The sequence below is a fragment of the Streptomyces olivaceoviridis genome, from assembly GCF_014650115.1.
GTDB lineage: Bacteria > Actinomycetota > Actinomycetes > Streptomycetales > Streptomycetaceae > Streptomyces > Streptomyces olivaceoviridis.
In genome coordinates this window covers 383,029-407,752 of sequence record NZ_BMUI01000004.1, presented here as the reverse complement: position 1 = coordinate 407,752, position 24,724 = coordinate 383,029, and the positions used below count along the sequence as shown (strand labels likewise).

Sequence of the window (24,724 nt, the reverse complement as noted above, 5' to 3'; positions counted from 1 at the left end):
CGAATTGGCCATGGATGACGATTCATCCCAAGCCACAGAGTGTCATGCGTCAGGCCACCGCCACCACCCAGGGGGATATGTCCATGTCCGCTCCCAGCCCATCCGCTTCCAGCCCATCCGCTCCCGGTCCATCCGCTCCCGGCCGCCACCTCGGACGGCGGCTGGTCCAGTTGTACGCGGGGCTCGCGCTGTACGGCGCGAGTTCCGCGCTGCTCGTGGCGGCCGGCCTGGGCCTGGAGCCGTGGAACGTGCTGCACCAGGGGCTCGCGGAGCTGACCGGGCTGAGCATCGGGGTGGTGTCGATCATCGTGGGCGCGGCGGTACTGCTCCTGTGGATCCCGCTGCGCCAGCGGCCCGGACTCGGCACGGTCTCCAACGTCTTCGTGGTCGGCCTCGCCATGGACGGCACGCTCGCCCTGCTCCCGGACGCGCACTCCCTCACCGCCCGTGTCCCGCTGCTGGTCGCGGGGATCGTGCTGAACGGCGCGGCGACCGGCCTCTACATCGCGGCGCGCTTCGGGCCGGGCCCGCGCGACGGGCTGATGACGGGGCTGCACCGGCGCACCGGCCGGTCGGTCCGGCTGATGCGGACGGCCGTGGAGATCGCGGTGGTGGTCACCGGATTCGTCCTGGGCGGCACCATCGGGGTGGGCACCGTGCTCTACGCCGTGTCCATCGGACCGCTGGCGCAGGCCTTCCTGCGGGTGTTCGCCGTCCCGTCGGCATCGGCGGGCAGCACGGTCGTCGCCGCGGCGACACCCGGGCGCGCGATACTGCGACCGTGAGCCCCACGACACCGCGCCCGCGCCACCCGTTCCTGGACCACCCGGGGCCGATCGCCTTCGCCCACCGGGGCGGGGCGGCCGACGGCCTGGAGAACACCGTGGCCCAGTTCCGGCGCGCGGTGGAGCTGGGCTACCGGTACATCGAGACGGATGTGCACGCCACGGCGGACGGCCGGCTGGTCGCCTTCCACGACACGACCCTGGACCGGGTCACCGACGGCGCGGGCCGGATCGCCGACCTGCCGTGGGCGGACGTGCGCCGCGCGCGCGTGGGCGGCCGTGAACCGGTGCCGCTGTTCGAGGAGCTGCTGGAGACCTTCCCCGCGGTGCGCTGGAACGTCGACGTCAAGGCGGAGCCCGCGCTGCGGCCCCTGCTGGAGCTGATCGAGGGAGCGGACGCCTGGGACCGGGTCTGCGTGGGCTCCTTCTCCGAGGCGCGTGTGCTGCGGGCCCAGCGGCTGGCGGGGCCGCGGCTGGCCACCTCCTTCGGCACGCGCGGGGTGCTGAGTCTGCGGCTGCGCTCGTGGGGGCTGCCGGCCGCGGTGCGCCGGTCGGCCGTGGCCGCGCAGGTACCGGAGGCCCAGTCGGGCGTGCCCGTCGTCGACCACCGCTTCGTCCGCGCCGCCCACGCGCTCGGGCTCCAGGTGCACGTGTGGACGATCAACGAACCGGAACGGATGCACCGGCTTCTGGACCTGGGGGTTGATGGCATCATGACCGATCACATCGACGCGTTGCGCAAGGTGATGGAGGACCGCGGCGTCTGGATCTGACCAGCCGGCCGCCTCGGCCCGGCCTTCGCGGTTGAGCGGGGAAGCGAGGGCACGGGTGAGCACCGGCACCGTGCGGGCGGAGGCGGCGGACGAGTCCGCCGGCCTCGGGCGCGAGCAGCGCGGCTGGTACGTCTACGACTGGGCGTGCTCCGTCTGTTCGACGAGCGTGCTCACCGTCTTCCTCGGCCCGTACCTCACCTCGGTCGCCGAGCACGCGGCGGACGCCGACGGCTATGTGCACCCGCTGGGCGTCCCGGTCCGGGCCGGCTCCTTCTTCGCGTACTCGGTGTCCCTGTCGGTGATCCTGGCCGTCGTCGTGATGCCCTGGTGGGCAGCGCGGCCGACCGCACGGGCCTCAAGAAGCCGCTGCTCGCGGCGGCGGCGTACACCGGCGCGGCGGCGACCACCGGGATGTTCTTCCTGGACGGCGACCGGTATCTGCTCGGCGGGGTGCTGCTCGTCGTGGCCAACGCGGCGCAGTCCGCCGGGATGATGCTCCACAACTCCTATCTGCCGCGGATCGCGGCGCCCGAGCAGCGCGACGCGGTCTCCTCCCGCGGCCGGGCCTTCGGCTACGCGGCGGGTTCCCTCGTCCTCGTCGCCAACCTGGTGCTGTACTCGGCGCACGACTCCTTCGGCCTCTCCGAGACCGCCGCCGTCCGCGTCTGCCTGGCCTCGGCGGGCCTGTGGTGGGGCGCCTTCACGCTCGTACCGCTGCGCAGGCTGCGCGACCGCCCCGCGCGCGTGGGCCAGGCCACACCAGGGCCGCGGCAGCTGGCCACGACGGTCCGGGACATGCGCCGGCATCCGCTGACCCTGACGTTCCTGCTCGCGTACCTCGTCTACAACGACGGCATCCAGACAGTGATCACGCTGGCCTCGGTCTACGGCTCCGAGGAGCCGGGTCTCGGCCAGTCGACGCTGATCTGGGCGGTCCTGCTGGTGCAGGTGCTGGCCGTGGCGGGGGCACTGGCGATGGGGCGGCCGGCGCGGACGTACGGCGCGCAGCGGACGGTCCTCGGCTCCCTGGTGGCGTGGACGCTCACGCTGGTGGCCTTCTTCGTCCTCGGCTTCGTCCTGCTCGCGCGGGTCCCGGTGCGGCGTGCGATCTCCGAGGCGGGGAACCCGGTCCCGGAAAAGATCTAGCGCCGATTTAGCACTCGACATGAAAGGGCGGTAGTGTACGCGTTTGGCCTGCCAGGCGTACCGTTACTGCGCGTCAAAGATGCCGAAACGCTGGGTGACATCTGCTAGCAGATGTGACAAACCGGGCGCCTGTGGGTAGAACAAGGGGCGGCTACGACGGCGACGCATGACCCGGAACGGGACTCGGAACGGGAATCTTTACCGCCGACCGGACGTTGACCGGATGACGACGACAGCGACACCTGTCCTGTGGGCGACAAGCCCGGGAGGCACGATTCATGAGTGAGCGAGCTCTTCGCGGTACGCGCCTCGTGGTGACCAGCTACGAGACGGACCGCGGTATCGACCTGGCCCCGCGCCAGGCCGTGGAGTACGCATGCGAGAAGGGGCATCGCTTCGAGATGCCCTTCTCGGTCGAGGCGGAGATCCCGCCGGAGTGGGAGTGCAAGGTCTGTGGTGCCCAGGCACTCCTCGTGGACGGCGACGGCCCTGAGGAGAAGAAGGCCAAGCCCGCGCGTACCCATTGGGACATGCTGATGGAGCGACGCACCCGCGAGGAACTCGAAGAGGTCCTTGAGGAGCGTCTGGCGGTGCTGCGCTCGGGGGCGATGAACATCGCGGTTCACCCCAGGGACAGCCGCAAGAGCGCATAACGCGCACACAGCGCAACGACCGCGGGCGCCGTACGTGAAGACGTACGGCGCCCGCGGTCGTTTCTCCGTGCTCGTGCGGGACGCTCAGCGAGTGAGCGGGGGCCGGTGCTCCCCCGGCTCGGGCCGGTCCTCCCTGATGACCTCGCCCTGCACCACCTTGCCGTCGGGCCGGTGGATGCGGACCTGCTGGAACGCGTCGCCCAGGCTGCCCGGGGCGGCCTTGCGCAGACTCCGTTCCAGCGCGTTCTCCGCGAAGCGGCTCACCGCCTTCTGGACCGGCGGGAGCAGCAGGAGCAGGCCCGCCGCGTCCGAGACCAGGCCGGGGATCATCAGCAGCAGACCGCCGAGCATCATCAGGCCGTTGCCGCCGCCGCGCGCCGGCGAGCCGCCCTGCCGCAGCGCCTCGTTCAGACTCTGGAAGGCGCGACGGCCCGCCCGCTTGATGACCACGGACCCCGCCACGAGGCCCGCGACCAGCAGCAGGAACACCGTGAGGCCGCCCGCCGCGCCCGCGACCAGGGTCAGCAGCCAGATCTCCAGCACCAGCCACGCGGCGAAGCCCAGCGGCAGATACCTGCGCAGCCGGGAGCGCCGGCGGCGGTCGGTGTACGGAGAGGTCGGAGCGCCAGTCGTCATGGTTCCAGTGTGCCTGGGCGCGGCTCAGCGCGGGATAAGGGGGTGATCACCCAGGGCGCGAACGGCCGGCCGGCCGGGACCGCGGACCCGGCGCTACGCCTGTTTGTCCCTGCCGGTGAGCTTGCCGAGGCGGTCCCCGACGCCCCAGGAGGTGACCCGCCACAGGGCCTCGACCACGATGTCCTTGCTCATCTTGGAGTCGCCCAATGCCCGCTCGACGAAGGTGATGGGGACCTCGACGACGTGGTAGCCGGCCTTCACCGCGCGGCGGGCCAGGTCGACCTGGAAGCAGTAGCCCTGCGAGGCGACCTCGCCGAGGCCGAGGCCCTCCAGCGTCTCGCGGCGGAAGGCCCGGAAGCCGCCGGTCACGTCCCGGATCGGCACGTCGAGCATGAGCCGCGAGTACGTGGAGCCGCCCCGCGAGAGGAACTCCCGGGACTTCGGCCAGTTCACCACCCGGCCGCCGGGCACCCAGCGGGAACCGAGGACCAGGTCGGCGCCCTTGAGGGCGGTGAGCAGCCGGGGCAGTTCCTCGGGCTGGTGGGAGCCGTCGGCGTCCATCTCGATCAGCACGCCGTAGTCCCGCTCCAGGCCCCAGCGGAAGCCCGCGAGGTAGGCGGCCCCGAGGCCCTCCTTGCCCTTGCGGTGCAGCACGTGGACGTGCTCGTCCTCGGCGGCCAGTTCGTCGGCGAGCTTGCCGGTGCCGTCGGGGCTGTTGTCGTCCGCGATCAGTACGTGCGCCTCGGGGACGGCCTTGCGCACCCGGCCGACGATGGTCTTGATGTTCTCCGCCTCGTTGTAGGTCGGAATGATCACCAAGGCCGTGCCGAGCGGGCCGAACTGCCTCCCCTGGGCCTTGGCCGCGAGGGTCCCGTCGCCGTCGTTCACTGCTGCCCCTTCATGTCGTACGCAGGGGTCCACCATAGTGGCCGCCGTCTGGGAAGACGTGACAGCGCGTTCGTATGGTGGTGTCGGTTCCACAAGAGCGGGGTAAGAAGGTTCTTTTCGGCACCTTCCCACCACGCACCGAACACCTTCGTACCGCGACGGATGGGGGCCCGGCACCCTTCGGTCCGACCCGGGACCCGCTGGCTGCGGGTCGACCGAAGCCGTTGTCTACTGAGCGCCCGGGCCCCACCCGGGTCACACCTGGCCGACCCGCGGGAACGTTCCCCTCGTCGGCGCGGGCGCTGAGCCTGGCTCCCAGTGACGGTGCTCCGGTGCGGCACACCGTCCCTGACCCAGCGGCGCTGCGACGAGTCGGCTGAACGTCCCCCGGTCGGGCGTCCGGTGGTGGACTCGGACGAACCTACCGGCCCCCGGCCGCCGACTGTCAACAGCCCTTTGAACTGCGCGGACGGCATCGGTGGCCGGGCCGGTGGGGAGGATGCGCAGGTCGGGCGGCGGGGCCCCGGCGGCCCGGGCGGCCCGGGCCGCCCCGGGAGATCACTCGCCCGGCCGTACGAACACCGTCCGCCCGCCGACCACGGTCCGCAGGCAGACCGGCAGGTCACGGCCCGGGGTGAGGTCGGGCAGACCGGGCGTGCCGGAGCGCGGATCGGTGGACCAGCGGGCGACCCGGTCGTCGGGGGCCTGCACGATCAGCTCGTCGGTCCGCCAGACGGCGTAGTCGGCGGGGGCTCCCGGGACCAGGACACCCGCGTCGTCGCGGCCGACGGCCCGCCAGCCGCCACGCGTGTGCGCGGTGAAGGCGGCGCGGACGGAGATCCGGTGCTCGGGCGTGCGGTGGAAGGCGGCGGCACGGACCGTGCCCCACGGGTCGAGCGGGGTGACCGGGCTGTCGGAGCCGAACGCGAGCGGTACACCGGAGCGGAGCAGGGCGGCGAACGGGTTGAGGGTGCGGGCCCGCTCCGCCCCCAGACGCCGGGCGTACATGCCGTCCTCGCCGCCCCACAGCGCGTCGAAGGCGGGCTGGACGGAGGCGATCAGGCCCAGCTCGGCGAAGCCGGCGACGGTGTCGGGGGTGAGCATCTCGGCGTGCTCGACGCGGTGCCGGGCGGCGCGGATCCGGGCGAGGCCCACCTTCTCGGCGGCGGCGCGCACGCCCTCCACCACGGCGGCCACGGCGGCGTCGCCGATGGCGTGGAAGCCGGCCTGGAGGCCCGCCTCGGTGCAGGCCGCGACGTGGGCGGCGACGGCGGCGGCGTCCAGGTAGGCGGTGCCGCTGTGGCCGGCGTCGGCGTACGGCTCGTGCAGACAGGCGGTGTGCGAGCCGAGGGCGCCGTCGGCGAAGAGGTCGCCCGCGGCGCCGGTGGCACCCAGTTCGCGGGCCTTCGCGGTGTCCTCTTCCGCCCAGTAGCCCACGACGCGGGGGCCCGGCACCTCGGCGGCGAGCCGCAGCAGGCCGGTGAAGTCGTCCTCGGAGGAGATCCGCGGGCCGCCGCACTCGTGCACGGTGCCGATGCCGAGGGAGGCCGCGTGCGCCAGGGCGGTGCGCTGGGCCTCGGCGCGCTGGGCGGGGGTGATGGCGGCGAGGGCGGCCTCGCGGACGGCGTGGTGGGCGTCCTTGGTGAGCGGGGCGTCCTCGCGCGGGACGTCGGCGGGGACCAGGTCCAGCAGGGCGGTGCTGACCACCGCCGAGTGCACGTCGATGCGGGACAGGTACAGCGGGCGTCCGCCGGTGGCCTCGTCCAGCTCCGCGCGGGTCGGCGGCCGGCCGCCGGGCCAGCGGGCGGCGTCCCAGCCGTGGCCCAGCAGGACCCGGTCGTCGGGGCGGACGGCGGCGAACTCGCGGACACGGGCGAGGGCCGCCTCCAGCGAGGCGGCGCCGGACAGGTCGAGACCGGTCAGGGCGAGGCCGGTCGCGGTGGTGTGCACATGGGCGTCGGTGAAAGCGGGGGTGACCAGGGCGCCGTCGAGGTCGACCACCTCGTCCACGCCGTCGGCGAAGGCGTCGGCCGCGCCCTCGGAGCCGACCCAGGCGACGTGGCCCGCCTCGACGACCATCGCCGTCGCGAAGGGGTCCGCGGGGCTGTGGACCTCGCCACGGCGGAGCAGGACGGTCTCGGGGGGCTCGGCGGTGCGGTTGCTCATGGCCGACAGTTTCTCGCGGAGCCGGGCGGGAGCAGCACCGGGGGCGCCCGGAAGGCACCCGGCGCCGTCGGCGCGGCGGCTGTCAGATCTTCGGCGGCCGGGCCTCGTACGGTGTCGAGAGGACCACCGTCGTCCGCGTCGAAACCCCGGCCAGCGAGCGCAGGCGGGCCAGCAGTTCCTCCAGTTCGTGCGGGGTGGAGACGCGCACCTTGAGGATGTAGTTCTCGTCGCCCGCCACGCTGTGGCACGCCTCGATCTCGGGGACCCCGGCGAGGCGGTCGGCGATGTCGTCGGGGGCGCTGGGGTCGAACGGCTTCACCGAGATGAACGCGGTCAGCGGCAGCCCGACGGCCTCGGGGTCGACCACCGCGGCGTAGCCGCGGATGACGCCACGCTGCTCCAGCCTGCGCACCCGCTGGTGCACGGCCGACGTGGACAGGCCCGTGGCCTTGCCCAGGTCTGTGTAGCTCATCCGCCCGTCCTTGACGAGCAGCTGCACGATCTGACGGTCCAGCTCCTCCATGCCGCCAAAACCTACAGTGCGCCTGATCTCCACGGATACCTCAGAGGTGCAGGTCATTCCCTGTTTCGGCAGAAAATGCACCGGGACGGGCACCCGCATACGGCATGTGACGAAGACCACACGTCTCGAACACCGGCTCCGTGATGCCCTCGTGATTACCGCCGAGACCGGACGGGAAGTGCTTGCTGTGGTCGAGGCCGCAGCGCCTTCACGGCCCAGCCTTAGGGGGAGAATCCCATGCAGAGTACCCATCGCCCTGGTCGATCCGCGTCCGCGCACCGGCAGCCGGTCGCCGAACCCGAGCCGGAGGGCGTCGGACCCGACGCCTTCGACGAGGATCTGGACGCCTACGACACCTTCGAGATGTACCGGGTGATCTGCCCGGACTGCGCGCAGCCGATCGCGCTGCTGGCGGACGAGGAAGTGCTGCCGGAGCACGCGCTGTGCGCCTCGCCGTGGAACCCGTTCGGGCTCACGGTGTGCGCGGGCACGGGCCGTGCGGCGGCCGACGCCCGCCCCGCGGACGAGTCCTTCGAGCCGCAGGAGCAGGACACCGCCCTGCTGCTCACGCTTCCCCAGGGTCTGAACTGGCGGACGCAGCCCTTCTCGCACGTCGGCGGCCCGGGCTCGCGCCCGATGCGCGTGCCGTCGATGCGCCGCCAGGCCGCCTGAGCCGGCTCGCTCACCCCGCCCCGCGCGCGACGTCCTGGACGGCGCTCCCGACGCGCGCGTCACTTCGGGTGAGGGGCGGACGGACCGGGCCGTCGATCTCCCGGGTGCCGTGGGCGCGTTGGGCCGTCGCACGTCGGCGCAACGCGTCGGGCCGACCCGGCAGGGCGAGGAACTCCACTGGGAACACGGGGACTCGGCCGTGCGGCCGGGCCGGCACGCCGGCCGTCGCCAACTGTCCTCGCGGGGGCGGACGATGCTCGGCCATCGACCGCGTCAGCCGCCCCGGGGACGCCCGAGGGGGAACCGGACGGGGATGAACTGAAGCTCGATTCCGTGGGAGGGTGACCTGTCCGGCCGTCGCCGCGTTGCCCTGGTATGACCCCCACGTACTCGGCAACCGGGCGTCAGCGCCGCATCTTCGTCCCCCGCCCCGGAGAATCGGTTCCGCCGGCCGCGCCGCCGGACCCGCCCATCTACCGCGACCTCATGCGGACCTGGGCCGACCGCGGTCGCACCCTGCCGGGCCGCCATGACCCGGAGTGGATCAGACTGGCGGCCCCGACGGTGCTCACGGGCCAGTTCAGCGATCTTCTGGCCCCGCCACGTGACGGGCGATGACCATCCGCTGGATCTGGTTGGTGCCCTCGACGATCTGGAGGACCTTGGCCTCGCGCATATAGCGCTCGGCCGGGAAGTCGGCGGTGTACCCGTAGCCGCCCAGTATCTGCACCGCGTCCGTGGTGACCTTCATGGCGGTGTCGGTGCAGTGCAGCTTGGCCATGGCGGCCTGCTTGGCGAACGGCCTGCCCGCGTCCCGCAGCCGGGCCGCGGCGAGGTACAGCGCGCGGCCCGCCTCGATCTGGGTGGCCATGTCGGCGATCATGAAGCGCAGGCCCTGGAAGTCGGCGATGGGCCGGCCGAACTGACGACGCTGGGTGGCGTAGCGGACCGCCTCGTCCAGTGCGGCCTGGGCGAGGCCGACGGCGCAGGCCGCGATGCCGAGCCGGCCCGAGTCGAGCGCCGCCAGGGCGATGGAGAAGCCCTGGCCCTCCTCGCCGACGCGCCGGTCGTCCGGGACGCGGACGCCGTCGAAGTGCACCTGCGCCGTGGGTGAGCCCTTCAGGCCCATCTTCTTCTCCGGCGCGGCACCGCTCAGGCCGGGGGCGTCGCCGGGCACGAGGAAGGCGGTGATCCCGCGCGGGCCCTCCTCCCCGGTGCGGGCCATCACGGTGTAGAAGTCGGCGATCCCGCCGTGGGTGATCCAGGCCTTGGTGCCGTCGATCACCCAACCGTCGCCCTCGCGGACGGCCTTGGTGCGCAGGGAGGCGGCATCCGAACCGGAGGACGGCTCGGAGAGGCAGTACGCGCCGAGCAGGCCGCCGCCCAGCATCGCGGGCAGGTGCTCGACCTGCTGCTGCTTGGTGCCGTAGGTGGCGAGGGCGTAGGACGCGAGCGTGTGGACGCTGACGCCCAGGCCGACGGTGAGCCGGGCCGCGGCCAGCTCCTCCAGGACCTGGAGGTAGACCTCGTAGGGCTGGTCGCCGCCGCCGTACTCCGACGGATAGGGCAGGCCCAGCAGCCCTGATTCGGAGAGCAGACCGAAGATCTCGCGCGGGAAGCGTCCCGCGTCCTCCTCCTCGGCGGCCCTGGGCGCGATCTCGCGCTGGGCGATCTCCCGGACGAGGGCGAGCAGATCCCTCGCCTCTTCCGTCGGCAGTTGACGCTCCACCGGCTGCGGGTCGCGGTCGGACATGGCGTCGGGCTCCTCCCTGTTCGGGCACCGGCGGTCCGGCCCGGGGTGGGGGGCGGCTCCGCCTGGTGATCGCGCTTCGCCGAAGGCGCCCGCTCCCGGGTCTCGGAAGCTGCTGACCAGCGGCATGCGCAGTGAGTATGCCCGATCAGCGACCTCCCGTCACCAGTTAACGACCGCTTACTTCAGGAGTCCAGTCGGAGCCGTACGCGGGGGCGATATTGGTCCGAACCATTGACCTAGTGGTCTAGTCCTCCTAGGGTGCATGACCAACGCTTTACCGCGTTCATGCCAATCGGCGCACGTTCCCCTCTCCCCCACGAGGAGACACCCGAATGCACACTCCCCACCGCTCCCTCGTCCGGGCCCTCGTCTCGGCCGCGTGTACCGCCGCCCTCGGCGCCGGCCTACTGGCCGGAACGGGCACGGCGACCGCGGCGGCACCGAGCGCCCCGCGGGCGGCGGCCGGCTCCAAGGTCGTCGGCTACTTCACCGAATGGGGCACCTACGACCGCAAGTACTACGTCAAGAACGTCGAGACCTCCGGCTCCGCCGCCAAGCTGACCCACATCAACTACGCCTTCGGCAACGTCACCGGCGGCAAGTGCGCCATGGGCGACTCCTACGCGGCCACGGACCGGGCCTACACCGCCGCCGAGTCCGTCGACGGCGTCGCCGACACCTGGGACCAGCCGCTGCGCGGCAACTTCAACCAGCTGCTGAAGCTGAAGAAGAAGCACCCCGGACTGAAGATCCTGTGGTCCTTCGGCGGCTGGACCTGGTCCGGCGGCTTCGGCGAGGCCGCGAAGAACCCGGCCGCCTTCGCCCAGTCCTGCTACGACCTGGTGAAGAACTCCAAGTGGGCGGGGGTCTTCGACGGCATCGACATCGACTGGGAGTACCCGAACGCCTGCGGCAACACCTGTGACACCAGCGGACGCGAGGCGTTCAAGAACCTGATGGCCGCCCTGCGCTCGAAGTTCGGCTCCGGGAACCTGGTGACCGCGGCGATCACCGCGGACGCCACCAGCGGTGGCAAGATCGACGCGGCGAACTACGCCGGCGCCGCCCAGTACGTCGACTGGTACAACCCGATGACGTACGACTACTTCGGCGCCTGGGACGCGACCGGCCCGACCGCCCCGCACTCCCCGCTGAACTCCTACTCGGGCATCCCCAAGGCGGACTTCCACACGTCGGCGACGATCGCCAAGCTCAGGGGCCTCGGCGTCCCGGCCTCCAAGCTGCTCCTCGGCATCGGCTTCTACGGGCGCGGCTGGACCGGCGTCACCCAGGCGGCCCCCGGCGGTACGGCCACGGGCCCGGCGGCCGGAACGTACGAGCAGGGCATCGACGACTACAAGGTGCTCAAGACCAAGTGCCCGGCGACCGGCACCGTGGGCGGCACCGCCTACGCCAAGTGCGGCAGCGACTGGTGGAGTTACGACACCCCGGCCACCATCGCCACGAAGATGACGTACAAGAACCAGCAGGGCCTCGGCGGCACCTTCTTCTGGGAGCTGAGCGGCGACACCGCGAACGGTGAGCTGATCAAGGCGATCAACTGACGGTTCTTCCCGGGTCAGCCGCCCCGGCGGGCGGGCGGCGGGGCCGGGTGGGCGGGGTCCAGCTCCTCGATGGCGCGCAGGGCCCCGCCGAGCGTCTTCACCAGCAGCTCGCACATGGTCTCGCGGGAGAGCCGGGGGTGACCGATCCAGTCCAGGGCGGCGCCCTCCACGCTGCACACCCAGGAGAGCAGACCCATCCGGGCCACCGGGGAGATATCGGCGCGGCCGTAGGCCCCTTCGGCGATCGTGGCGACGATCGCCTCGCGCACACCGTCCCGGATCGCGTGCACCTCGGTGTCGAAGCCGACGCCGCCGCTGACGATGGTGCGGTAGGCGGCCTGGTGGTGCTCGGCGTAGCGCAGGTAGCCGTCGATCGTGCGGTGCACGCGGTCCACGGCGGGCAGCTCGACCCCGCCGGCGGCGGAGGTGACCAGGTGGGCGACGGAGTCCTGGATGATCGCCAGGTAGTAGCCGCGCTTGGACCGGAAGTAGTAGTAGATCAGGCCCTTGGCCACCCGCGCCTGGCGGGCGATGTCGTCCATGGACAACGCGTCGTAGGACGTGTCGGCGAACAACTTCCGCCCGATGGCGATGAGTTCGGCGCGGCGCGCCACGGAGCGCTCGGTGCCGCGCGGCTGGACGACGGCACGCTGCTGCGGCATGTTCAAGACCGGCCCTGATCTGGGGACGACGGGACAGCCGCAGTATGTCAGAACAAGCCGTACGCGTGAGCGGTGTGTCCGGAGGCGGGTGCGCGTCGGTTCAGAGCAGGCCGAGCTGGGTCACCAGCATCGCGAACACCGCGACGAGGACCCAGCCCAGGACGTGCTCGACGATCTTCGGGCCGTCTTCCTGCGGGCCGCCGGTGACGGCGCGGGTGGCGGTGGCCGGGTGTGCGGTCATGGTGTTACTCGCAGAGGTCGGACGTATACGGCGGAATGCCCCCACCCATCCGTCCACCATGCCACCCGCGACGGCGTTCGCGGCGATGAGCTTGGTCACAGGCCGCGCGCACCAGGGTTCAGTACACGCCCACCGCGGCGAGCGCCTTGCGCTGGTGCGGGGTCGGGTGGGCCGGGAAGTAGAGGTAGCAGACCCCTCCGGTGCCGGAGACGACCTTGCCGGAGGCGTTGTACCGCTTGGTCCTCAGCCAGATGTTCTCCCACTCGCGCCGCTGGTACACGCGCCGCACCGCCTCGTCGCCCGGTGAGGCGGGGTCGTTGGCGATCACGTCCCCGTCCGCGGTGAAACCGATGACGGTCATCAGATGGCCGGAGGTGCCGTAACCGGCCCCCGTCAGCTCCTCCTTGAGGAACGACTGGGACGTTATGGCCGGGATGCCGGCCGCGATCAGCGTCTCCAGGTCGGTGAGGGAGGCGAGCCGGGTGACCACGCTCTGGAGGCCGTCGTAGGTGGCCGCGTAGGCGGCGTTGAACGGCCAGTTGCCGCAGCCCTGGTACTGGTGGTCGTAGGTGTACCGGGCCGCGTGGCAGACCTGCGGGTCCGCGTAGGACGGGTCGACCCAGGACAGCTGCTCGGGGGTGAGCCGGCCGCCCCAGTACTCGATGATCATCTGTGAGGAGGTGGGGCTGCACCAGGCCTCGCCGCCGTTGTCGTACTCGGGGTACTGGCCCTTGTGGATCTCCTGCGAGTAGCGCGGGACGGCGAGTTCCTGGGCGAGGCCGGGGGTGGAGGCCGACACGGTGAAGCGGTCGGGGATGTCGGAGCCCATCGCGCCGAGCCGCCAGACCGTCGGTGTCAGGTGCGTGCCGGGCCGGCGGTAGAGGGTGAGGCGCAGCCGGTACGACGCCAGGCGCAGGCCGGTGCCCGCGTCGTCGATGGCGAAGGTGTCCGTCCAGATCGTGCTCTTGCCGTCGGTCTGGTCGTCCACCGAGGTCCGCTTGATGTCCTGGTCGCCGGCGGCCCAGCGGCCCATCACGTACCAGGGAGTCTCGGTGCCGTCGGAGTACGTGCCGCGCAGCTCGACCTGGATCCAGGTGCCGGCCGGGGTGTGCGCGTTCCAGGAGGCGATGACCTCGGTCGCGGGCACGGTGAGCCGGTGCACCGGGGAGGTCCAGGTGGCGTACTCCCAGGTGGCGGTGGTCCCGGTGTGCGGGTCGGTGTAGTCGGTCCGGCCGGCGGGGGCGCCGATCACGACACCGGGGCGGCTGCCGGAGACGGGCCGGGTGCCCTGTGCGGTGCCGCAGCGCCAGTCGCGGAACGTGGTCCAGGAGTGGTGGTCGATCGGGCGGGCCTGCGCCCGGCCGGGGTCGTCGGTGTCGGCGGGTCGCGGTGCGGCGGCGGCAGCGGGGGCCGCTGTGCCGGTCACCGCCGCGGCGACGGCCGCGGCCAGAACGATTCTGCGGGACGGCTGTTGGGCTCTGCTCATGGGCGCGACGACCCCCAGGGTGTCCGAGACGGGCTGATCCGGTGCGGTAACTATGAAGCAGGCCGGATCTCGCTGCCAGCACTTCGGCGCATGCCGCCGGACGAATATTGGTCTGGACCACTGGTGGGGGCGCCCGCAGGGGCGCGGGCCGTGTCGCAGCGCGGCTCCGCCGCACGAGCGCGACCAGCGCCCACGCACCCCGGCACGCTCAGACGAGATCCATCGCGGCGACCTCGTCCGGGCGACCGTAGCTGACCGGCCCCTGGAAGCGGCGGCGGGCCGTGGCGAACCACCACACCGTCGCCACCAGCAGGACGACGGCCAGCGCGATCGGCGCGTAGTTGAAGGAGTCGACGGTGATCGGGGATGCCTGCGGCAGCATGAACAGGACGCTGCTGAGCAGGATCCAGGTCACCGCGAGCCAGCCGATCGGCCTGCCCCAGCGGCCCAGGTGCCAGGGACCGGGCTGGAACGCGTCGCCGAGCCGCAGCCGCAGGAAGATCGGCACGGCGTAGGCCAGGAAGAGGCCGACCACGTTGACGCTGACGATGGCGGTGAACGCCGTGTGCGACCACCAGCCCGGCACCACCAGGGCCAGCGAGCAGCCGACCGCCAGCCAGACCGCCTTCACCGGCGTACGGGTGCGCAGCGAGACCGAGTGCCACCAGCGGGAGCCGGGCATGGCGCCGTCCCGGGAGAAGGCGAAGATCTGCCGGGTGTTGCTGGTGAGGTTGGCGAGACCGCAGAAGAGCATCGCGCCGATGACGATGAGGAGCATCACCTTGGCGGTGGTCGGGCCGAGGCCGTCGATGAGGATCTGGACCGGCGGCGCCGCGGCGCCGGCCACCTTGGCGTAGTCGCCGATGCTGTAGACCAGGGCCAGCATCAGGGCGAGGCCGGTGATCGCCGAACAGCCGATGGCGCGGGTGATGCCCTTCGGTGCGCTGACCGTCGCGTGGACCGTTTCCTCGGACATGTGGAAGCTGCCGTCGAACCCGGTGAAGGTCCAGCTCGTGACCAGGAGGCCGAGCATGCCGCCGTAAAGCCCGCTCGTGAAGCCGGTGTTGTTCTCGAAATGGGTGACGAAGGACGCGGACTGGTGATGATCGGGCATCACGATGAGCGCGCCCACGATCACGACGAGTCCGATCAGCAGCCACCACACGGAAATGCGGTTCAGTACGGCGACGAGCTGGACGGTGTAGGTGTTGGCGAGCCCCTGGAGCACGATGATCAGGGCCGTGACGAGGACGGTCTGGTGCGCGGTCGGCCGGTAGGAGGGCCACTGCAACTGCACGAACACCTGGATGAAGGTGGCGGCGGCATAGCCGGTGGCGGCGGTGCCGCCGATCTGGCCGACGAAGTTCAGCCAGCCCGTGTACCACGACCAGGCGCCCTTGTGCCGCTTGGCGAGTTTACCGGCGGAGAAATACAGGGCACCGCTCGTCGGATAGGCGGAGGCGACTTCCGCCATGGCCGCGCCGATGAGCAGCACCATGAGCGAGACGCCGATCCAGCCGAACACGAGAATGCGGGGGCCACCCGCGTTCATGCCGAATCCGAAGGAGGAGAAGATACCGGAGAGGATATTGATGATGGTGAACGAGATCGCGAAATTGTCGAACGCCCGGAAGCGCCGGGTGAGTTTCCGCGGATAACCCATCGCGTGCAGGGTGGCGTCGTCGTCGAGCACGACGGGGTCCGCCGCGCGGGCGCGGGCCCGGGGAGTCGACATCCGTTCCGACACTGATCGGCCTTTCTCTGGATGGGGGGTGGGGGCGAGCGGGTCAGGCGGCCCCCGGGACGGGCAGCCCGCAGGCGCGCCGGGCCCGGGAGAGCTGCTCGGCGGGATCACCGAAGGCGCTCCACGGCATGCGCGAGGCGTACCGGCCCATCGCCGTGAAGACCGCCCGTGCCTCGAACGCGCGCTGGGCCATGACCAGCGCGTGCGCGAGGTAGGCCAGGTCGAGCACGGGGGTGAAGCGGTAACCGGCCACGGTGGGCAGCCAGTGCTGGTAGATCGCCAGCGCGGTGGAACGCCACTGGGGCTGCTCCCACACCCGGTCGGCGAGGAGCTGGGTGGGGTTGTAGCTCTCCACCAGGGCCACCAGGGGCAGCAGCCGGAGGGCGGAGTCGGCGGGCGCCCGCTGGCTGAGGAAGGCGGCCACGTCCCAGGCCGCGGTGACCGAGCCGCCGTACCGCGTGAAGAAGCAGGACAGGAAGCGGTGGTGGGCCTCGCGGTGCCAGGGGTCCAGGGACAGGATGTGCGCGAACAGCCGCCAGGGGCCGGGCGGGGCGGTGAGCAGGCCCCGCGGGGCCGGGTCGCGGAGCCGGTGCAGCCGGGCCATGGCGAGCCGGGCGACCCAGGGGGTGGGGTCGGCGGGGGCTGCCTCGGCGGCCCGGTCGCAGGCGGTCAGCGCGATCCGCTCCAGCGCCTCGGCGCGCTCGTCACGGGCGTCGGCGGCGCGCAGGGCGCGCTGTACCGCGACCCGCGCCCACATGAGGGCGGCCTCGGGCGTCGGCTCCTCTGCGAGCCAGCGTTCCACCAGGTCGGTGCCGGCCGCCTCGGAGGCGAGGACGAGCGAGCGGTGGGCGCGCAGGGCGAAGTCGGAGCGTGTCTCGACGAGCGCCTCGTGGGCGTACCGATGACGTCCGGCGCGCACATCGACGCACACGCTCGCCAGGACCCGGTCGTCGGCCGCCGGGTGCCATACATAGTGCCCTTCGAATAATTCCGCGGCCATGGTCCCCCTGCCGGTCCCCGCTCGACGCATCACGTTGCGCAGAAGGCACCTTACTCAGCGTGGGGCACACCCGGAACGTCGAATTCGACATATCGGTCAGGGGATGCGGACTGTTTATCGGCAGCCTTTGACTGGCCGCCAGCCGGTGGTTCAACGCATGAACCAACTGGCGCTCACCCCCTGGCGACACATGACCGCCACTAGACTGCGTTTCACGGAAAACCCACAACACCGGACCTCACACCCCCGCACAGCACGACACCCCGGGAATCACCATTCACGACCTCGCCGCCCGGCTGCACGGGCTCCCGCCCTCACTGGGGCCGGTCCGGCTCATCGCCGTCGACGGGCACGCCGGCTCGGGGAAGTCCACCTTCGCCGGGCGGCTGGCGCACGCGCTGGGCGGGGCTCCGGTGCTCCACCTCGACGACATCGCCAGCCATGAGCGGCTCTTCTCGTGGACCGACCGGCTCATGACCGAGGTGATCGAGCCCCTGGCGCGCGGCGAGGGCGCGCACTACACCCCGTACGACTGGCGGGCCCGCGCCTTCGGGACCCCGCGTCCGCTGCCGGCCGCACCCGTCGTGCTGGTCGAGGGTGTCGGCGCCGGCCGCCGCGCCCTGCGGCCGTACCTGGCCCGGCTGCTGTGGATGGAGCTGCCCCGGGAGGAGTCCTGGGCGCGCGGCCGGCAGCGGGACGGCGCGGAGCAACGGGAGTTCTGGGACGGCTGGGTCGCGGCGGAGCGCGCGCACTTCGCCGAGGACCCCTCGCGCCCCCATGCCGACCTGCTGGTGCTCCAGCGAATTGCGGGATACGAGGTGCTGCCGGGACCGGCGACGACTCCCGAAGCCGGGCCGGAAGTGACGCTGAGTGACGGACCGTCCCGGATGTGGTGAAGTCGTGAAGAGCCTTGCGGGACGACTTCTCCCAGTGCCTCAACTCCGCTTGACCGGGGGCCCGTACAGGTCTTACGTTCTCAATGTGCGGCTTTCGGAGTCGCCCACCGACGCGAAGCCCCCGGTTGTTCCCCCGTGACCGGGGGCTTCGTTCTGCCCTCGAAGAGGTGTTCCAGGCTCCTCGCGCACCCGCACTCTCACCCTCGGTCACGAAGCGCGGTGCGCCCCGTCTGCTCCCACCTCGTCGAACGCCCCGTGCGGCACCCTTCGGCACGCGCAGGTAGCGCGGGTACGATGCCCTCGGTGCGACCTTCGAGCGGCTGCCTCGCGCACCGGCAACTCCGGTCCGCGGCACAGCGGTTCGACCGCGGCGGCCGTCGGGCGACTGCCCGGTGGGAACCACGGGGACACGGTCTGTGGGGGGACGTGATGGACTTCGGCACGCAGGGCCCCGAGGCCCCGGCCGACCTCGCCTGGCTGCGGGGTGTGGACGCCTACACGATGGGCGCCTACCCGCAGGCGGAGGAGGAGTTCCGCACCGCGGTGCGGATGGACCCGGGCATGGCGGACGCCTGGCTCGGGCTGCACGCGCTCCGGGTCGACACGACCACCGCGCTGCTGCGGATGTTCCGGCACCGCGACCGCTTCGGCGAACAGCGCGCCCGGCACCGCCGCAGCCTCAACTCCTGGTACTGGCTGGGCTGGTGGGTGCAGCCGGTACTGGAGAGCCCGCGCGATCTGCTGCTGGCGCACGCCTCCCACTGGCTGGACGGCCGGCATGTGCCCGAGCTGGACCGCGCCCTCGCCGGGCTGCCCCCGGTCGACGCCGACCCGCAGGTCCGCTTCCTGCACGCCTGCCGCGCCTATCTGGTCAAGGACTGGGAACAACTGGCCCGGCACACCGATCCACTGCTGGACGACTCCCTCCTCGGCATCGAGGCCGGTCTGTTCGGCGGCATGGCCCGGGTGCGGCTGGAGATGTACGGCCAGGCCGAGCCGCTGCTGTCGACGGCGCTGATGCGGTGCCGCAGCGAGCAGCCGCAGCGCAAGGAGCTGCGCTACTGGCTGGCCAGGGCGCACGAGGGAACGGGACGCTCGGCCGCCGCGCTCCCCCTGTACCGCGCCGTGCACCGGGTCGACCCGGCCTTCATGGACACCTCCGCCCGGCTCGCCGCGATCTCCGAGGGCGACGGGTACGACGAGACGGCCGACTACGCCGCGATCACGCTGACCGGCGCGGGGCAGGACGTGGTGGACGGGCCGGACGGGTTCGATCCGCTGTTCGGCACGGAGGGCCGGGACCTGCGGCTGCCGGAGCCCGATCTGCCGGCCGGACCGCTGCCGTCGGTGGCCGACCCCTCGGTGCGGACCAAGACGGGGGTGCCCGGGGTGTCCACCGCGCCGATGCCGGCCGGGCCCACCGACCCCGCGTTACTGGAGGAGGCGCTCGCCGAACTGGAGCGCATGGTGGGGCTCGAACCGGTCAAGCGCCAGGTCAAGGCGCTGTCGGCGCAGCTGAACATGGCGCGGCTGCGGGCCGGGCAGGGGCTGCCGGTCCAGCCGCCCAAACGGCACTTCGTCTTCTCCGGCCCGTCCGGCACGGGCAAGACCACGGTCGCGCGGATCCTCGGCCGGGTGTTCTACGCGCTGGGGCTGCTGGGCGGGGACCACCTCGTGGAGGCCCAGCGCGCCGACCTGGTCGGCGAGTACCTGGGGCAGACGGCCGTGAAGGCCAACGAGCTGATCGACTCCGCGATCGGCGGGGTGCTGTTCGTGGACGAGGCCTACTCGCTGTCCAACTCCGGGTACGGCAAGGGGGACGCGTACGGCGACGAGGCCTTGCAGGTGCTGCTGAAGCGGGCCGAGGACAACCGGGACCACCTGGTGGTGATCCTGGCCGGCTACCCGGAGGGCATGGACCGCCTGCTCGCCGCCAACCCCGGGCTGTCCTCCCGGTTCACCACCCGGGTGGACTTCCCCTCCTACCGGCCGCTGGAGCTGACCGAGATCGGCAAGGTGCTCGCGGCGGAGAACGGGGACCTGTGGGACGAGGAGGCGCTGGACGAGCTGCGGTCCATCGCCGGGCACGTCGTCGACCAGGGGTGGATCGACGAACTGGGGAACGGGCGGTTCCTGCGGACGCTGTACGAGAAGAGCTGCGCGTACCGGGACCTCCGGTTGTCGACGTACCCGGGCTCCCTGTCCCGGGACGACCTGGCGACCCTGCGACTGCCCGACCTGATGCAGGCGTACGGAGAGGTGCTGTCGGGGCGGGGGCCGCAGGATCCGCCGGGCATGTGAGCGCCCCGACGGGGGCGGGGAACCGCGCGGTCGGCAGGCCACCGGCCGCACAGCTCCCCCTCGCCACCCGGGCTAGCCGGCGAGCGCTCCCTCCGGCTCCCCGCTCACACGAGGCTCCGGCATCTCCCGGTGCGCCGGGTCACGGACCTCGCCCACCAGCAGCTCCAGCACGTCCTCCAGGGCCACCAGCCCCAGCACCTTGCCGGTCGCGTCCGCCACCTGGGCCAGGTGCGTGGCCGCCCGGCGCATGACCGTCAGCGCGTCGTCCAGCGGCAGCTCGGCGCGGAGCGTGGCCATCGGGCGCCACACGTGCTGCGGGACGGCCCGGTCGGAGTTCTCCAGGTCGAGGACGTCCTTCACGTGCAGGTACCCCATGAAGGGGCCCTTCTCGCCGGCCGCGACCGGGAAGCGGGAGTAGCCCGTGCGGGCGGTCAGCTCCACGATCTCGCCCGGGGTGACCGCCGGGGTCACCGTGACCAGGGACTCCCGGCGCAACAGGACGTCCGTCACCGGGCGCGAGCCCAGCTCCAGGGCGTCCTCCAGGCGCTCCTGCTCCTCCGGGTCGAGGAGGCCGGCCTGGCCGGAGTCCTCCAGGAGCCGGTTGAGCTGCTCGGTGGTGACGACCGCCTCCACCTCGTCCTTCGGCTCGACCCGGAACAGCCGCAGGATGCCCTGGGCGCAGGCGCCGAGGGACACCGTGATCGGCTTGCAGAGGCGGGCGAACCAGACCAGGCCCGGGCTGAGCCACAGCGCGGCCTTCTCCGGGGCGGCCATCGCGAGGTTCTTCGGGACCATCTCGCCGATGACGAGGTGGAAGAAGACCACCGCGGCCAGCGCGATGACGTAGCCCAGCGGGTGGATCACGCCGTCCGGGAGGTGGATCCACTCGAACACCGGCTCCAGCAGGTGCGCCACCGTCGGCTCGGCGACCGCGCCGAGCGTCAGCGAGCACACGGTGATGCCGAACTGGGCGGCGGCCATCATCTGCGGCAGGTGTTCGAGTCCGTACAGCACCTGCCGGGCCCGGGCGGTGCCGAGCGGTTCGATCTGGCTGCGGCGGACGGAGACGAGCGCGAACTCGGCGCCGACGAAGAAACCGTTGGCGAGCACGAGCAGCGCCGCGAAGACCAGTTGGAGGACGCTCACCGGGCGGCCTCCATCACGTTCACCGCCGGGGCCGTCCTGACCAGACGGACCCGTTCGGCGCGGTAGTGGCCGACCTGGCGGACCGAGAGCCGCCAGCCGGGCAGCTCGGCCCGGTCGCCGGGGGCCGGAATCCGGCCGAGCAGGTCGGCGACGAGGCCGGCGACGGTCTCGTACGGCCCCTCGGGCACGTCGAGGCCTATGCGCTTCAGGACGTCGACGCGGCAGCTGCCGTCCACGTCCCAGGCGGGCCTGCCGTCCTCGGGCGGGGCGGGTGCCAGTTCGGGCATGTCCTTGGCGTCGTGCTCGTCACGGACCTCGCCGACCAGTTCCTCGACGATGTCCTCCAGGGTGACCACGCCGGCCGTGCCGCCGTACTCGTCCACGACGACCGCGATGGGCTGCTCGCTGCGCAGCCGGGCGAGCAGGGGCTGGACCGGCAGGGTCTCGGGGACCAGGAGCGCCTTGCGGGCGATCCGGCTGACCGGCGTACGCAGCCGGTCGTGCACGGGGACCGCCAGCGCGTCCTTGAGGTGGGCCATGCCGACGATCTCGTCGATCTTCTCCCGGTAGACGGGGAAGCGGGACAGGCCGGTGGCCCGGGTGAGGTTGACGACGTCCTCGGCGGTGGCCGAGTCCTGCAACGCGCTCACCTTCACGCGCGGGGTCATGACGTGCTGCGCGGTCAGTTCGCCCAGGGACAGGGTGCGGACGAACAGGTCGGCCGTGTCCTGCTCCAGGGCACCGGCCTGGGCGGAGTGCCGGGCCAGGGAGACCAGTTCGCCGGGGGTGCGGGCGGAGGCCAGCTCGTCGGCGGGTTCGACGCCGAGGGCGCGGACCAGCCGGTTGGCGACCGTGTTCAGCGCCGAGATCACCGGGCGGAACAGGCGGGCGAAGCGGTGCTGCGGGCCGGCGACGAAGCGCGCGACTTGCAGCGGCCGGGACACCGCCCAGTTCTTGGGCACGAGTTCGCCGATCACCATCTGGATCGCGGAGGCCAGCAGCATGCCGACGACCACGGCGACGCCGGAGGCGGCACCCTCGGGGACGCCGAGCGCGGCGAACGGGCCGCGCAGCAGCGCGGCCAGGGCCGGTTCGGCGAGCATGCCGACGACCAGGGAGGTGATGGTGATGCCGAGCTGGGTGCCGGAGAGCTGGAAGGACAGCTCCTTCAGCGACTCCACGACCGTACGGGCGCGGGTGTCGCCGTCGGCGGCGGCCTTCTCGGCCTCCGGGCGCTCGACGGTCACCAGGCCGAATTCGGCCGCCACGAAGAAGCCGTTGGCGAGGATCAGCAGGAACGCCGCTCCGAGGAGCAGCAGGGGGATGGTCACGCTGCCACCGCCTTCCCGTTCCGTCGGGCAGGGGTGGCGCAGGTACTACAGGACGATCCGTCCATCGCCGGAGGGAGTCACTCCTCGGGTAGCAGGAACCCCTGTGCACCGGGCGGCGCGCAGGGGCGGAGGCACAGCGAGACGGCCTCCGCCCACCAGATTAATCAAGATCTGGGCTCGTGCGGCAGGGCGGAGGGCGCCGAGCGGGCCTCGGCGAGCGCGCGCAGGGCCTTGGCGTCGGCGATGGCCCGCTGCTTGGCGATGCCCGGCTGGATGCCGAGCGCGGGCAGGCTGGTGCCGTCGCTGAGGTCCAGGAACACCCACGGATCACCCGGCCGGAGGTTCACCCGGACGATCTCCGCCCAGGCCAGGCGACGCTTGCCGGCGATGTTGACGACGGTGACGCCGGACTCGTCGGCGACCACCTTCACCCGGGCGAGCTGGGCCAGGGCCCAGAAGATCAGCGCCCCGGTGAGGATGAAGCTGAGCCGCGAGCCCGGACCGAGGTGCTCCAGCAGCATCGCGACCCCGGATATCACCACGAAGATCACGACCCCGGCGGTGAGCAGGATCGCCCGGGTGTGTCCCGGCCGGAAGGTGACGGGGAGGCGGGGAGGAGGGGGCAGGTCGGACATCTCTCGGGCGTACCTCTTACAGGCGGCAGGCGTGGATGGCCGTGGTCAGGATGGCGCGGGCGCCGATGGCGTAGAGGTCGTCCATGATCCGCTGGGCCTCCTTGGCGGGGACCATGGCCCGGACCGCGACCCAGCCCTCGTTGTGCAGCGGGGAGACGGTCGGGGACTCCAGGCCGGGGGTGAGCGCGACGGCCTTCTCCAGCTGCTCGACCCGGCAGTCGTAGTCCATCATCACGTACGTCCGGGCCACCAGGACGCCCTGGAGGCGGCGCAGGAACTGCTGGACCTTCGGTTCCTCGGCGTCGGCGCCGGTGCGGCGGACGACGATCGCCTCGGACTTCATGATCGGCTCGCCGAAGACCTCCAGGCCCGCGTTGCGCAGGCTGGTGCCGGTCTCGACGACGTCGGCGATGACCTCGGCGACACCCAGCTCGATCGCGGTCTCCACGGCCCCGTCCAGGTGGACGACGGAGGCGTCGATCCCGCGGTCCGCGAGGTGCTTGTCGACGATGCCCTCGTAGGAGGTGGCGACCGTCTTGTCCTTGAGGTCCTCGATGCCGCTCGCCGTGCCGGGCTTGGCGGCGAAGCGGAAGGTGGAGCGGGCGAAGCCGAGCGGCAGGATCTCCTCGGCGTCGGCGCCCGAGTCGATCAGCAGGTCACGGCCGGTGATGCCGATGTCGAGGCGTCCGGAGGAGACGTAGATCGCGATGTCGCGGGGGCGGAGGTAGAAGAACTCGACCTCGTTCTCCGGGTCGACGATGCGCAGCTCCTTGGACTCACGGCGCTGCTGGTAGCCGGCCTCATGCAGCATCTCCGCCGCAGGGCCGGACAGTGAACCCTTGTTGGGGACGGCGATGCGCAGCATGAGGTCGGCTTCCTTTGCGTGAAGGGGTTTCTACGGCTGTGTCGGCGGGCGGGTCAGAGGTGGGCGTAGACGTCGTCCAGGGAGATCCCGCGGGCGACCATCATCACCTGGACGTGGTACAGCAGCTGCGAGATCTCCTCCGCCGCCGCCTCCTTGCCCTCGTACTCGGCGGCCATCCAGACCTCGGCGGCCTCCTCGACGACCTTCTTGCCGATGGCATGGACACCCTTGCCGACCAGCTCCGCGGTACGGGAGGTGGCGGGATCGCCGTGGGCGGCCTTCTGCTGGAGCTCGGTGAAGAGCTCCTCGAACGTCTTCTTGGACATGGTGCTGCCCACCCTACGCGGTCGGGCCGGCTCCTCAGTGCCAGGGTTCGGATACTGAGCGGAGCGTGGCCGCGGTCGCGACGGCGGCGGTCACCGCCTCGTGGCCCTTGTCCTCGTTCGAGCCCTCCAGGCCGGCCCGGTCCAGGGCCTGCTCCTCGGTGTCGCAGGTGAGCACGCCGAAGCCGACGGGCACCCCGGTCTCGACGGACACCTGGGTGAGGCCCTGGGTGACGCCCTGGCACACGTAGTCGAAGTGGGGGGTGCCGCCCCGGATGACCACGCCGAGGGCGACCACGGCGTCGTAGCCGCGGCCCGCGAGGACCTTGGCGGCGACCGGCAGTTCGAAGCTGCCGGGGACCCGGATCAGGGTCGGCTCGTCGATGCCCAGTTCACCCAGGGCGCGCAGGGCGCCGTTCACCAGACCGTCCATCACCTGCTCGTGCCACTGCGCCGCGATGACGGCGACCCGGAGGTCGCTCACATTGCGTACGGACAGTTCCGGTGCACCCTTGCCGCTCACGTCTCTCCTCA

Annotated in this window: 23 protein-coding genes and 1 pseudogene; 8 read left to right on the top strand and 16 right to left on the bottom strand. The window is 72.0% G+C overall.

What is annotated here, in order from left to right; all coding sequences use genetic code 11:
• Nucleotides 1-44: 44 nt before the first annotated feature.
• From yczE to IE273_RS11065, 4 genes and pseudogenes are all read left to right on the top strand, one after another.
• Complete coding sequence (yczE, locus tag IE273_RS11080; RefSeq protein WP_189814955.1) at nt 45-785, top strand: membrane protein YczE; 741 nt, start codon at nt 45-47, stop codon at nt 783-785.
• Nucleotides 782-1,558: a glycerophosphodiester phosphodiesterase family protein gene (locus IE273_RS11075; RefSeq protein WP_189814954.1), complete on the top strand. Its 777-nt coding sequence runs from the start codon at nt 782-784 to the stop codon at nt 1,556-1,558. The genes yczE and IE273_RS11075 overlap by 4 nt, the downstream gene beginning before the upstream one ends.
• Nucleotides 1,559-1,613: 55 nt before the next feature.
• A pseudogene (locus tag IE273_RS11070) lies at nt 1,614-2,704 on the top strand (MFS transporter).
• Nucleotides 2,705-2,982: 278 nt separating this feature from the next.
• The gene (locus tag IE273_RS11065) at nt 2,983-3,357 is read left to right on the top strand and encodes an RNA polymerase-binding protein RbpA (protein WP_003977404.1); all 375 of its coding nucleotides are present in this window, start codon (nt 2,983-2,985) and stop codon (nt 3,355-3,357) included.
• Between the two features lie 84 nt (nt 3,358-3,441).
• On the opposite strand, the gene fxsA is transcribed toward IE273_RS11065, so the two are convergent.
• The 4 genes from fxsA to IE273_RS11045 form a co-directional block, all read right to left on the bottom strand.
• Nucleotides 3,442-3,993, bottom strand: a complete 552-nt coding sequence (gene fxsA, locus IE273_RS11060; RefSeq protein WP_189814953.1) for an FxsA family membrane protein — start codon at nt 3,991-3,993, stop codon at nt 3,442-3,444.
• A gap of 93 nt (nt 3,994-4,086) precedes the next feature.
• On the bottom strand, nt 4,087-4,881 hold the full coding sequence (locus IE273_RS11055; RefSeq protein ID WP_189814952.1) for a polyprenol monophosphomannose synthase: 795 nt from the start codon (nt 4,879-4,881) through the stop codon (nt 4,087-4,089).
• Nucleotides 4,882-5,439: 558 nt separating this feature from the next.
• Nucleotides 5,440-7,047 (bottom strand): amidohydrolase, encoded by a 1,608-nt coding sequence (locus IE273_RS11050; RefSeq protein ID WP_189814951.1) that lies wholly within the window; start codon nt 7,045-7,047, stop codon nt 5,440-5,442.
• An 82-nt stretch (nt 7,048-7,129) separates the two neighbouring features.
• Complete coding sequence (locus IE273_RS11045; RefSeq protein WP_014671472.1) at nt 7,130-7,570, bottom strand: Lrp/AsnC family transcriptional regulator; 441 nt, start codon at nt 7,568-7,570, stop codon at nt 7,130-7,132.
• A gap of 237 nt (nt 7,571-7,807) precedes the next feature.
• Between IE273_RS11045 and IE273_RS11040 the strand changes: the two genes are divergently transcribed.
• A complete protein-coding gene (locus tag IE273_RS11040) occupies nt 7,808-8,242 on the top strand; it encodes a hypothetical protein (protein WP_189814950.1) in 435 nt (144 codons plus the stop codon).
• A gap of 580 nt (nt 8,243-8,822) precedes the next feature.
• Here IE273_RS11040 and IE273_RS11035 read toward each other — a convergent pair.
• Nucleotides 8,823-9,995: an acyl-CoA dehydrogenase gene (locus IE273_RS11035; protein ID WP_189814949.1), complete on the bottom strand. Its 1,173-nt coding sequence runs from the start codon at nt 9,993-9,995 to the stop codon at nt 8,823-8,825.
• A 332-nt stretch (nt 9,996-10,327) separates the two neighbouring features.
• Here IE273_RS11035 and IE273_RS11030 point away from each other — a divergent pair, with 332 nt between their 5' ends.
• The gene (locus IE273_RS11030; RefSeq protein WP_189814948.1) at nt 10,328-11,560 is read left to right on the top strand and encodes a glycoside hydrolase family 18 protein; all 1,233 of its coding nucleotides are present in this window, start codon (nt 10,328-10,330) and stop codon (nt 11,558-11,560) included.
• A gap of 14 nt (nt 11,561-11,574) precedes the next feature.
• Here IE273_RS11030 and IE273_RS11025 read toward each other — a convergent pair whose 3' ends face one another.
• From IE273_RS11025 to IE273_RS11005, 5 genes are all read right to left on the bottom strand, one after another.
• A complete protein-coding gene (locus tag IE273_RS11025) occupies nt 11,575-12,222 on the bottom strand; it encodes a TetR/AcrR family transcriptional regulator (RefSeq protein ID WP_189814947.1) in 648 nt (215 codons plus the stop codon).
• 100 nt (nt 12,223-12,322) lie between these two features.
• On the bottom strand, nt 12,323-12,463 hold the full coding sequence (locus IE273_RS11020; RefSeq protein WP_103816500.1) for an SCO1431 family membrane protein: 141 nt from the start codon (nt 12,461-12,463) through the stop codon (nt 12,323-12,325).
• Nucleotides 12,464-12,581: 118 nt separating this feature from the next.
• Entirely contained in the window at nt 12,582-13,949 is a 1,368-nt protein-coding gene (locus IE273_RS11015) for a C39 family peptidase (protein ID WP_189814946.1), read from the bottom strand.
• A 208-nt stretch (nt 13,950-14,157) separates the two neighbouring features.
• On the bottom strand, nt 14,158-15,684 hold the full coding sequence (locus IE273_RS11010; protein ID WP_373309322.1) for an amino acid permease: 1,527 nt from the start codon (nt 15,682-15,684) through the stop codon (nt 14,158-14,160).
• Between the two features lie 52 nt (nt 15,685-15,736).
• Nucleotides 15,737-16,693 carry a hypothetical protein gene (locus tag IE273_RS11005; RefSeq protein WP_189814944.1) on the bottom strand — a complete coding sequence of 319 codons (957 nt, stop codon included), beginning with the start codon at nt 16,691-16,693 and terminating at the stop codon, nt 15,737-15,739.
• A gap of 275 nt (nt 16,694-16,968) precedes the next feature.
• Here IE273_RS11005 and IE273_RS11000 point away from each other — a divergent pair, with 275 nt between their 5' ends.
• Nucleotides 16,969-17,589, top strand: a complete 621-nt coding sequence (locus IE273_RS11000; RefSeq protein WP_189815012.1) for a uridine kinase family protein — start codon at nt 16,969-16,971, stop codon at nt 17,587-17,589.
• Nucleotides 17,590-18,018: 429 nt separating this feature from the next.
• Nucleotides 18,019-19,890 carry an AAA family ATPase gene (locus IE273_RS10995; RefSeq protein ID WP_189814943.1) on the top strand — a complete coding sequence of 624 codons (1,872 nt, stop codon included), beginning with the start codon at nt 18,019-18,021 and terminating at the stop codon, nt 19,888-19,890.
• A 72-nt stretch (nt 19,891-19,962) separates the two neighbouring features.
• Here the strand turns inward: IE273_RS10995 and IE273_RS10990 are convergent, their stop codons facing one another.
• The 6 genes from IE273_RS10990 to ribH form a co-directional block, all read right to left on the bottom strand.
• Nucleotides 19,963-21,036 (bottom strand): hemolysin family protein, encoded by a 1,074-nt coding sequence (locus IE273_RS10990; RefSeq protein ID WP_189814942.1) that lies wholly within the window; start codon nt 21,034-21,036, stop codon nt 19,963-19,965.
• A complete protein-coding gene (locus IE273_RS10985) occupies nt 21,033-22,367 on the bottom strand; it encodes a hemolysin family protein (protein ID WP_189814941.1) in 1,335 nt (444 codons plus the stop codon). The genes IE273_RS10990 and IE273_RS10985 overlap by 4 nt, the downstream gene beginning before the upstream one ends.
• Nucleotides 22,368-22,531: 164 nt before the next feature.
• Nucleotides 22,532-23,002, bottom strand: coding sequence for a PH domain-containing protein (locus IE273_RS10980; RefSeq protein WP_189814940.1), 471 nt, complete (start codon nt 23,000-23,002; stop codon nt 22,532-22,534).
• A 16-nt stretch (nt 23,003-23,018) separates the two neighbouring features.
• Entirely contained in the window at nt 23,019-23,867 is an 849-nt protein-coding gene (hisG, locus tag IE273_RS10975; RefSeq protein ID WP_189814939.1) for an ATP phosphoribosyltransferase, read from the bottom strand.
• A 53-nt stretch (nt 23,868-23,920) separates the two neighbouring features.
• On the bottom strand, nt 23,921-24,193 hold the full coding sequence (locus IE273_RS10970; RefSeq protein ID WP_023552153.1) for a phosphoribosyl-ATP diphosphatase: 273 nt from the start codon (nt 24,191-24,193) through the stop codon (nt 23,921-23,923).
• 34 nt (nt 24,194-24,227) lie between these two features.
• Nucleotides 24,228-24,713 (bottom strand): 6,7-dimethyl-8-ribityllumazine synthase, encoded by a 486-nt coding sequence (gene ribH, locus IE273_RS10965; protein ID WP_014671488.1) that lies wholly within the window; start codon nt 24,711-24,713, stop codon nt 24,228-24,230.
• Nucleotides 24,714-24,724 lie beyond the last annotated feature (11 nt).

What these genes read in the sequence shown, in the direction of transcription:
- IE273_RS10970 (WP_023552153.1), bottom strand. Translation starts at nt 24,193, where the DNA reads ATGTCCAAGAAGACGTTCGAGGAGCTCTTCACCGAGCTCCAGCAGAAG.
- IE273_RS11040 (WP_189814950.1), top strand. Translation starts at nt 7,808, where the DNA reads ATGCAGAGTACCCATCGCCCTGGTCGATCCGCGTCCGCGCACCGGCAG.
- IE273_RS11015 (WP_189814946.1), bottom strand. Translation starts at nt 13,949, where the DNA reads ATGAGCAGAGCCCAACAGCCGTCCCGCAGAATCGTTCTGGCCGCGGCC.
- IE273_RS10980 (WP_189814940.1), bottom strand. Translation starts at nt 23,002, where the DNA reads ATGTCCGACCTGCCCCCTCCTCCCCGCCTCCCCGTCACCTTCCGGCCG.
- IE273_RS10995 (WP_189814943.1), top strand. Translation starts at nt 18,019, where the DNA reads ATGGACTTCGGCACGCAGGGCCCCGAGGCCCCGGCCGACCTCGCCTGG.
- IE273_RS11010 (WP_373309322.1), bottom strand. Translation starts at nt 15,684, where the DNA reads ATGTCGACTCCCCGGGCCCGCGCCCGCGCGGCGGACCCCGTCGTGCTC.
- hisG (WP_189814939.1), bottom strand. Translation starts at nt 23,867, where the DNA reads ATGCTGCGCATCGCCGTCCCCAACAAGGGTTCACTGTCCGGCCCTGCG.
- IE273_RS11035 (WP_189814949.1), bottom strand. Translation starts at nt 9,995, where the DNA reads ATGTCCGACCGCGACCCGCAGCCGGTGGAGCGTCAACTGCCGACGGAA.
- yczE (WP_189814955.1), top strand. Translation starts at nt 45, where the DNA reads ATGCGTCAGGCCACCGCCACCACCCAGGGGGATATGTCCATGTCCGCT.
- IE273_RS11045 (WP_014671472.1), bottom strand. Translation starts at nt 7,570, where the DNA reads ATGGAGGAGCTGGACCGTCAGATCGTGCAGCTGCTCGTCAAGGACGGG.
- IE273_RS11020 (WP_103816500.1), bottom strand. Translation starts at nt 12,463, where the DNA reads ATGACCGCACACCCGGCCACCGCCACCCGCGCCGTCACCGGCGGCCCG.
- IE273_RS11065 (WP_003977404.1), top strand. Translation starts at nt 2,983, where the DNA reads ATGAGTGAGCGAGCTCTTCGCGGTACGCGCCTCGTGGTGACCAGCTAC.
- fxsA (WP_189814953.1), bottom strand. Translation starts at nt 3,993, where the DNA reads ATGACGACTGGCGCTCCGACCTCTCCGTACACCGACCGCCGCCGGCGC.
- IE273_RS11005 (WP_189814944.1), bottom strand. Translation starts at nt 16,693, where the DNA reads ATGGCCGCGGAATTATTCGAAGGGCACTATGTATGGCACCCGGCGGCC.
- IE273_RS11050 (WP_189814951.1), bottom strand. Translation starts at nt 7,047, where the DNA reads ATGAGCAACCGCACCGCCGAGCCCCCCGAGACCGTCCTGCTCCGCCGT.
- IE273_RS11025 (WP_189814947.1), bottom strand. Translation starts at nt 12,222, where the DNA reads ATGCCGCAGCAGCGTGCCGTCGTCCAGCCGCGCGGCACCGAGCGCTCC.
- IE273_RS11030 (WP_189814948.1), top strand. Translation starts at nt 10,328, where the DNA reads ATGCACACTCCCCACCGCTCCCTCGTCCGGGCCCTCGTCTCGGCCGCG.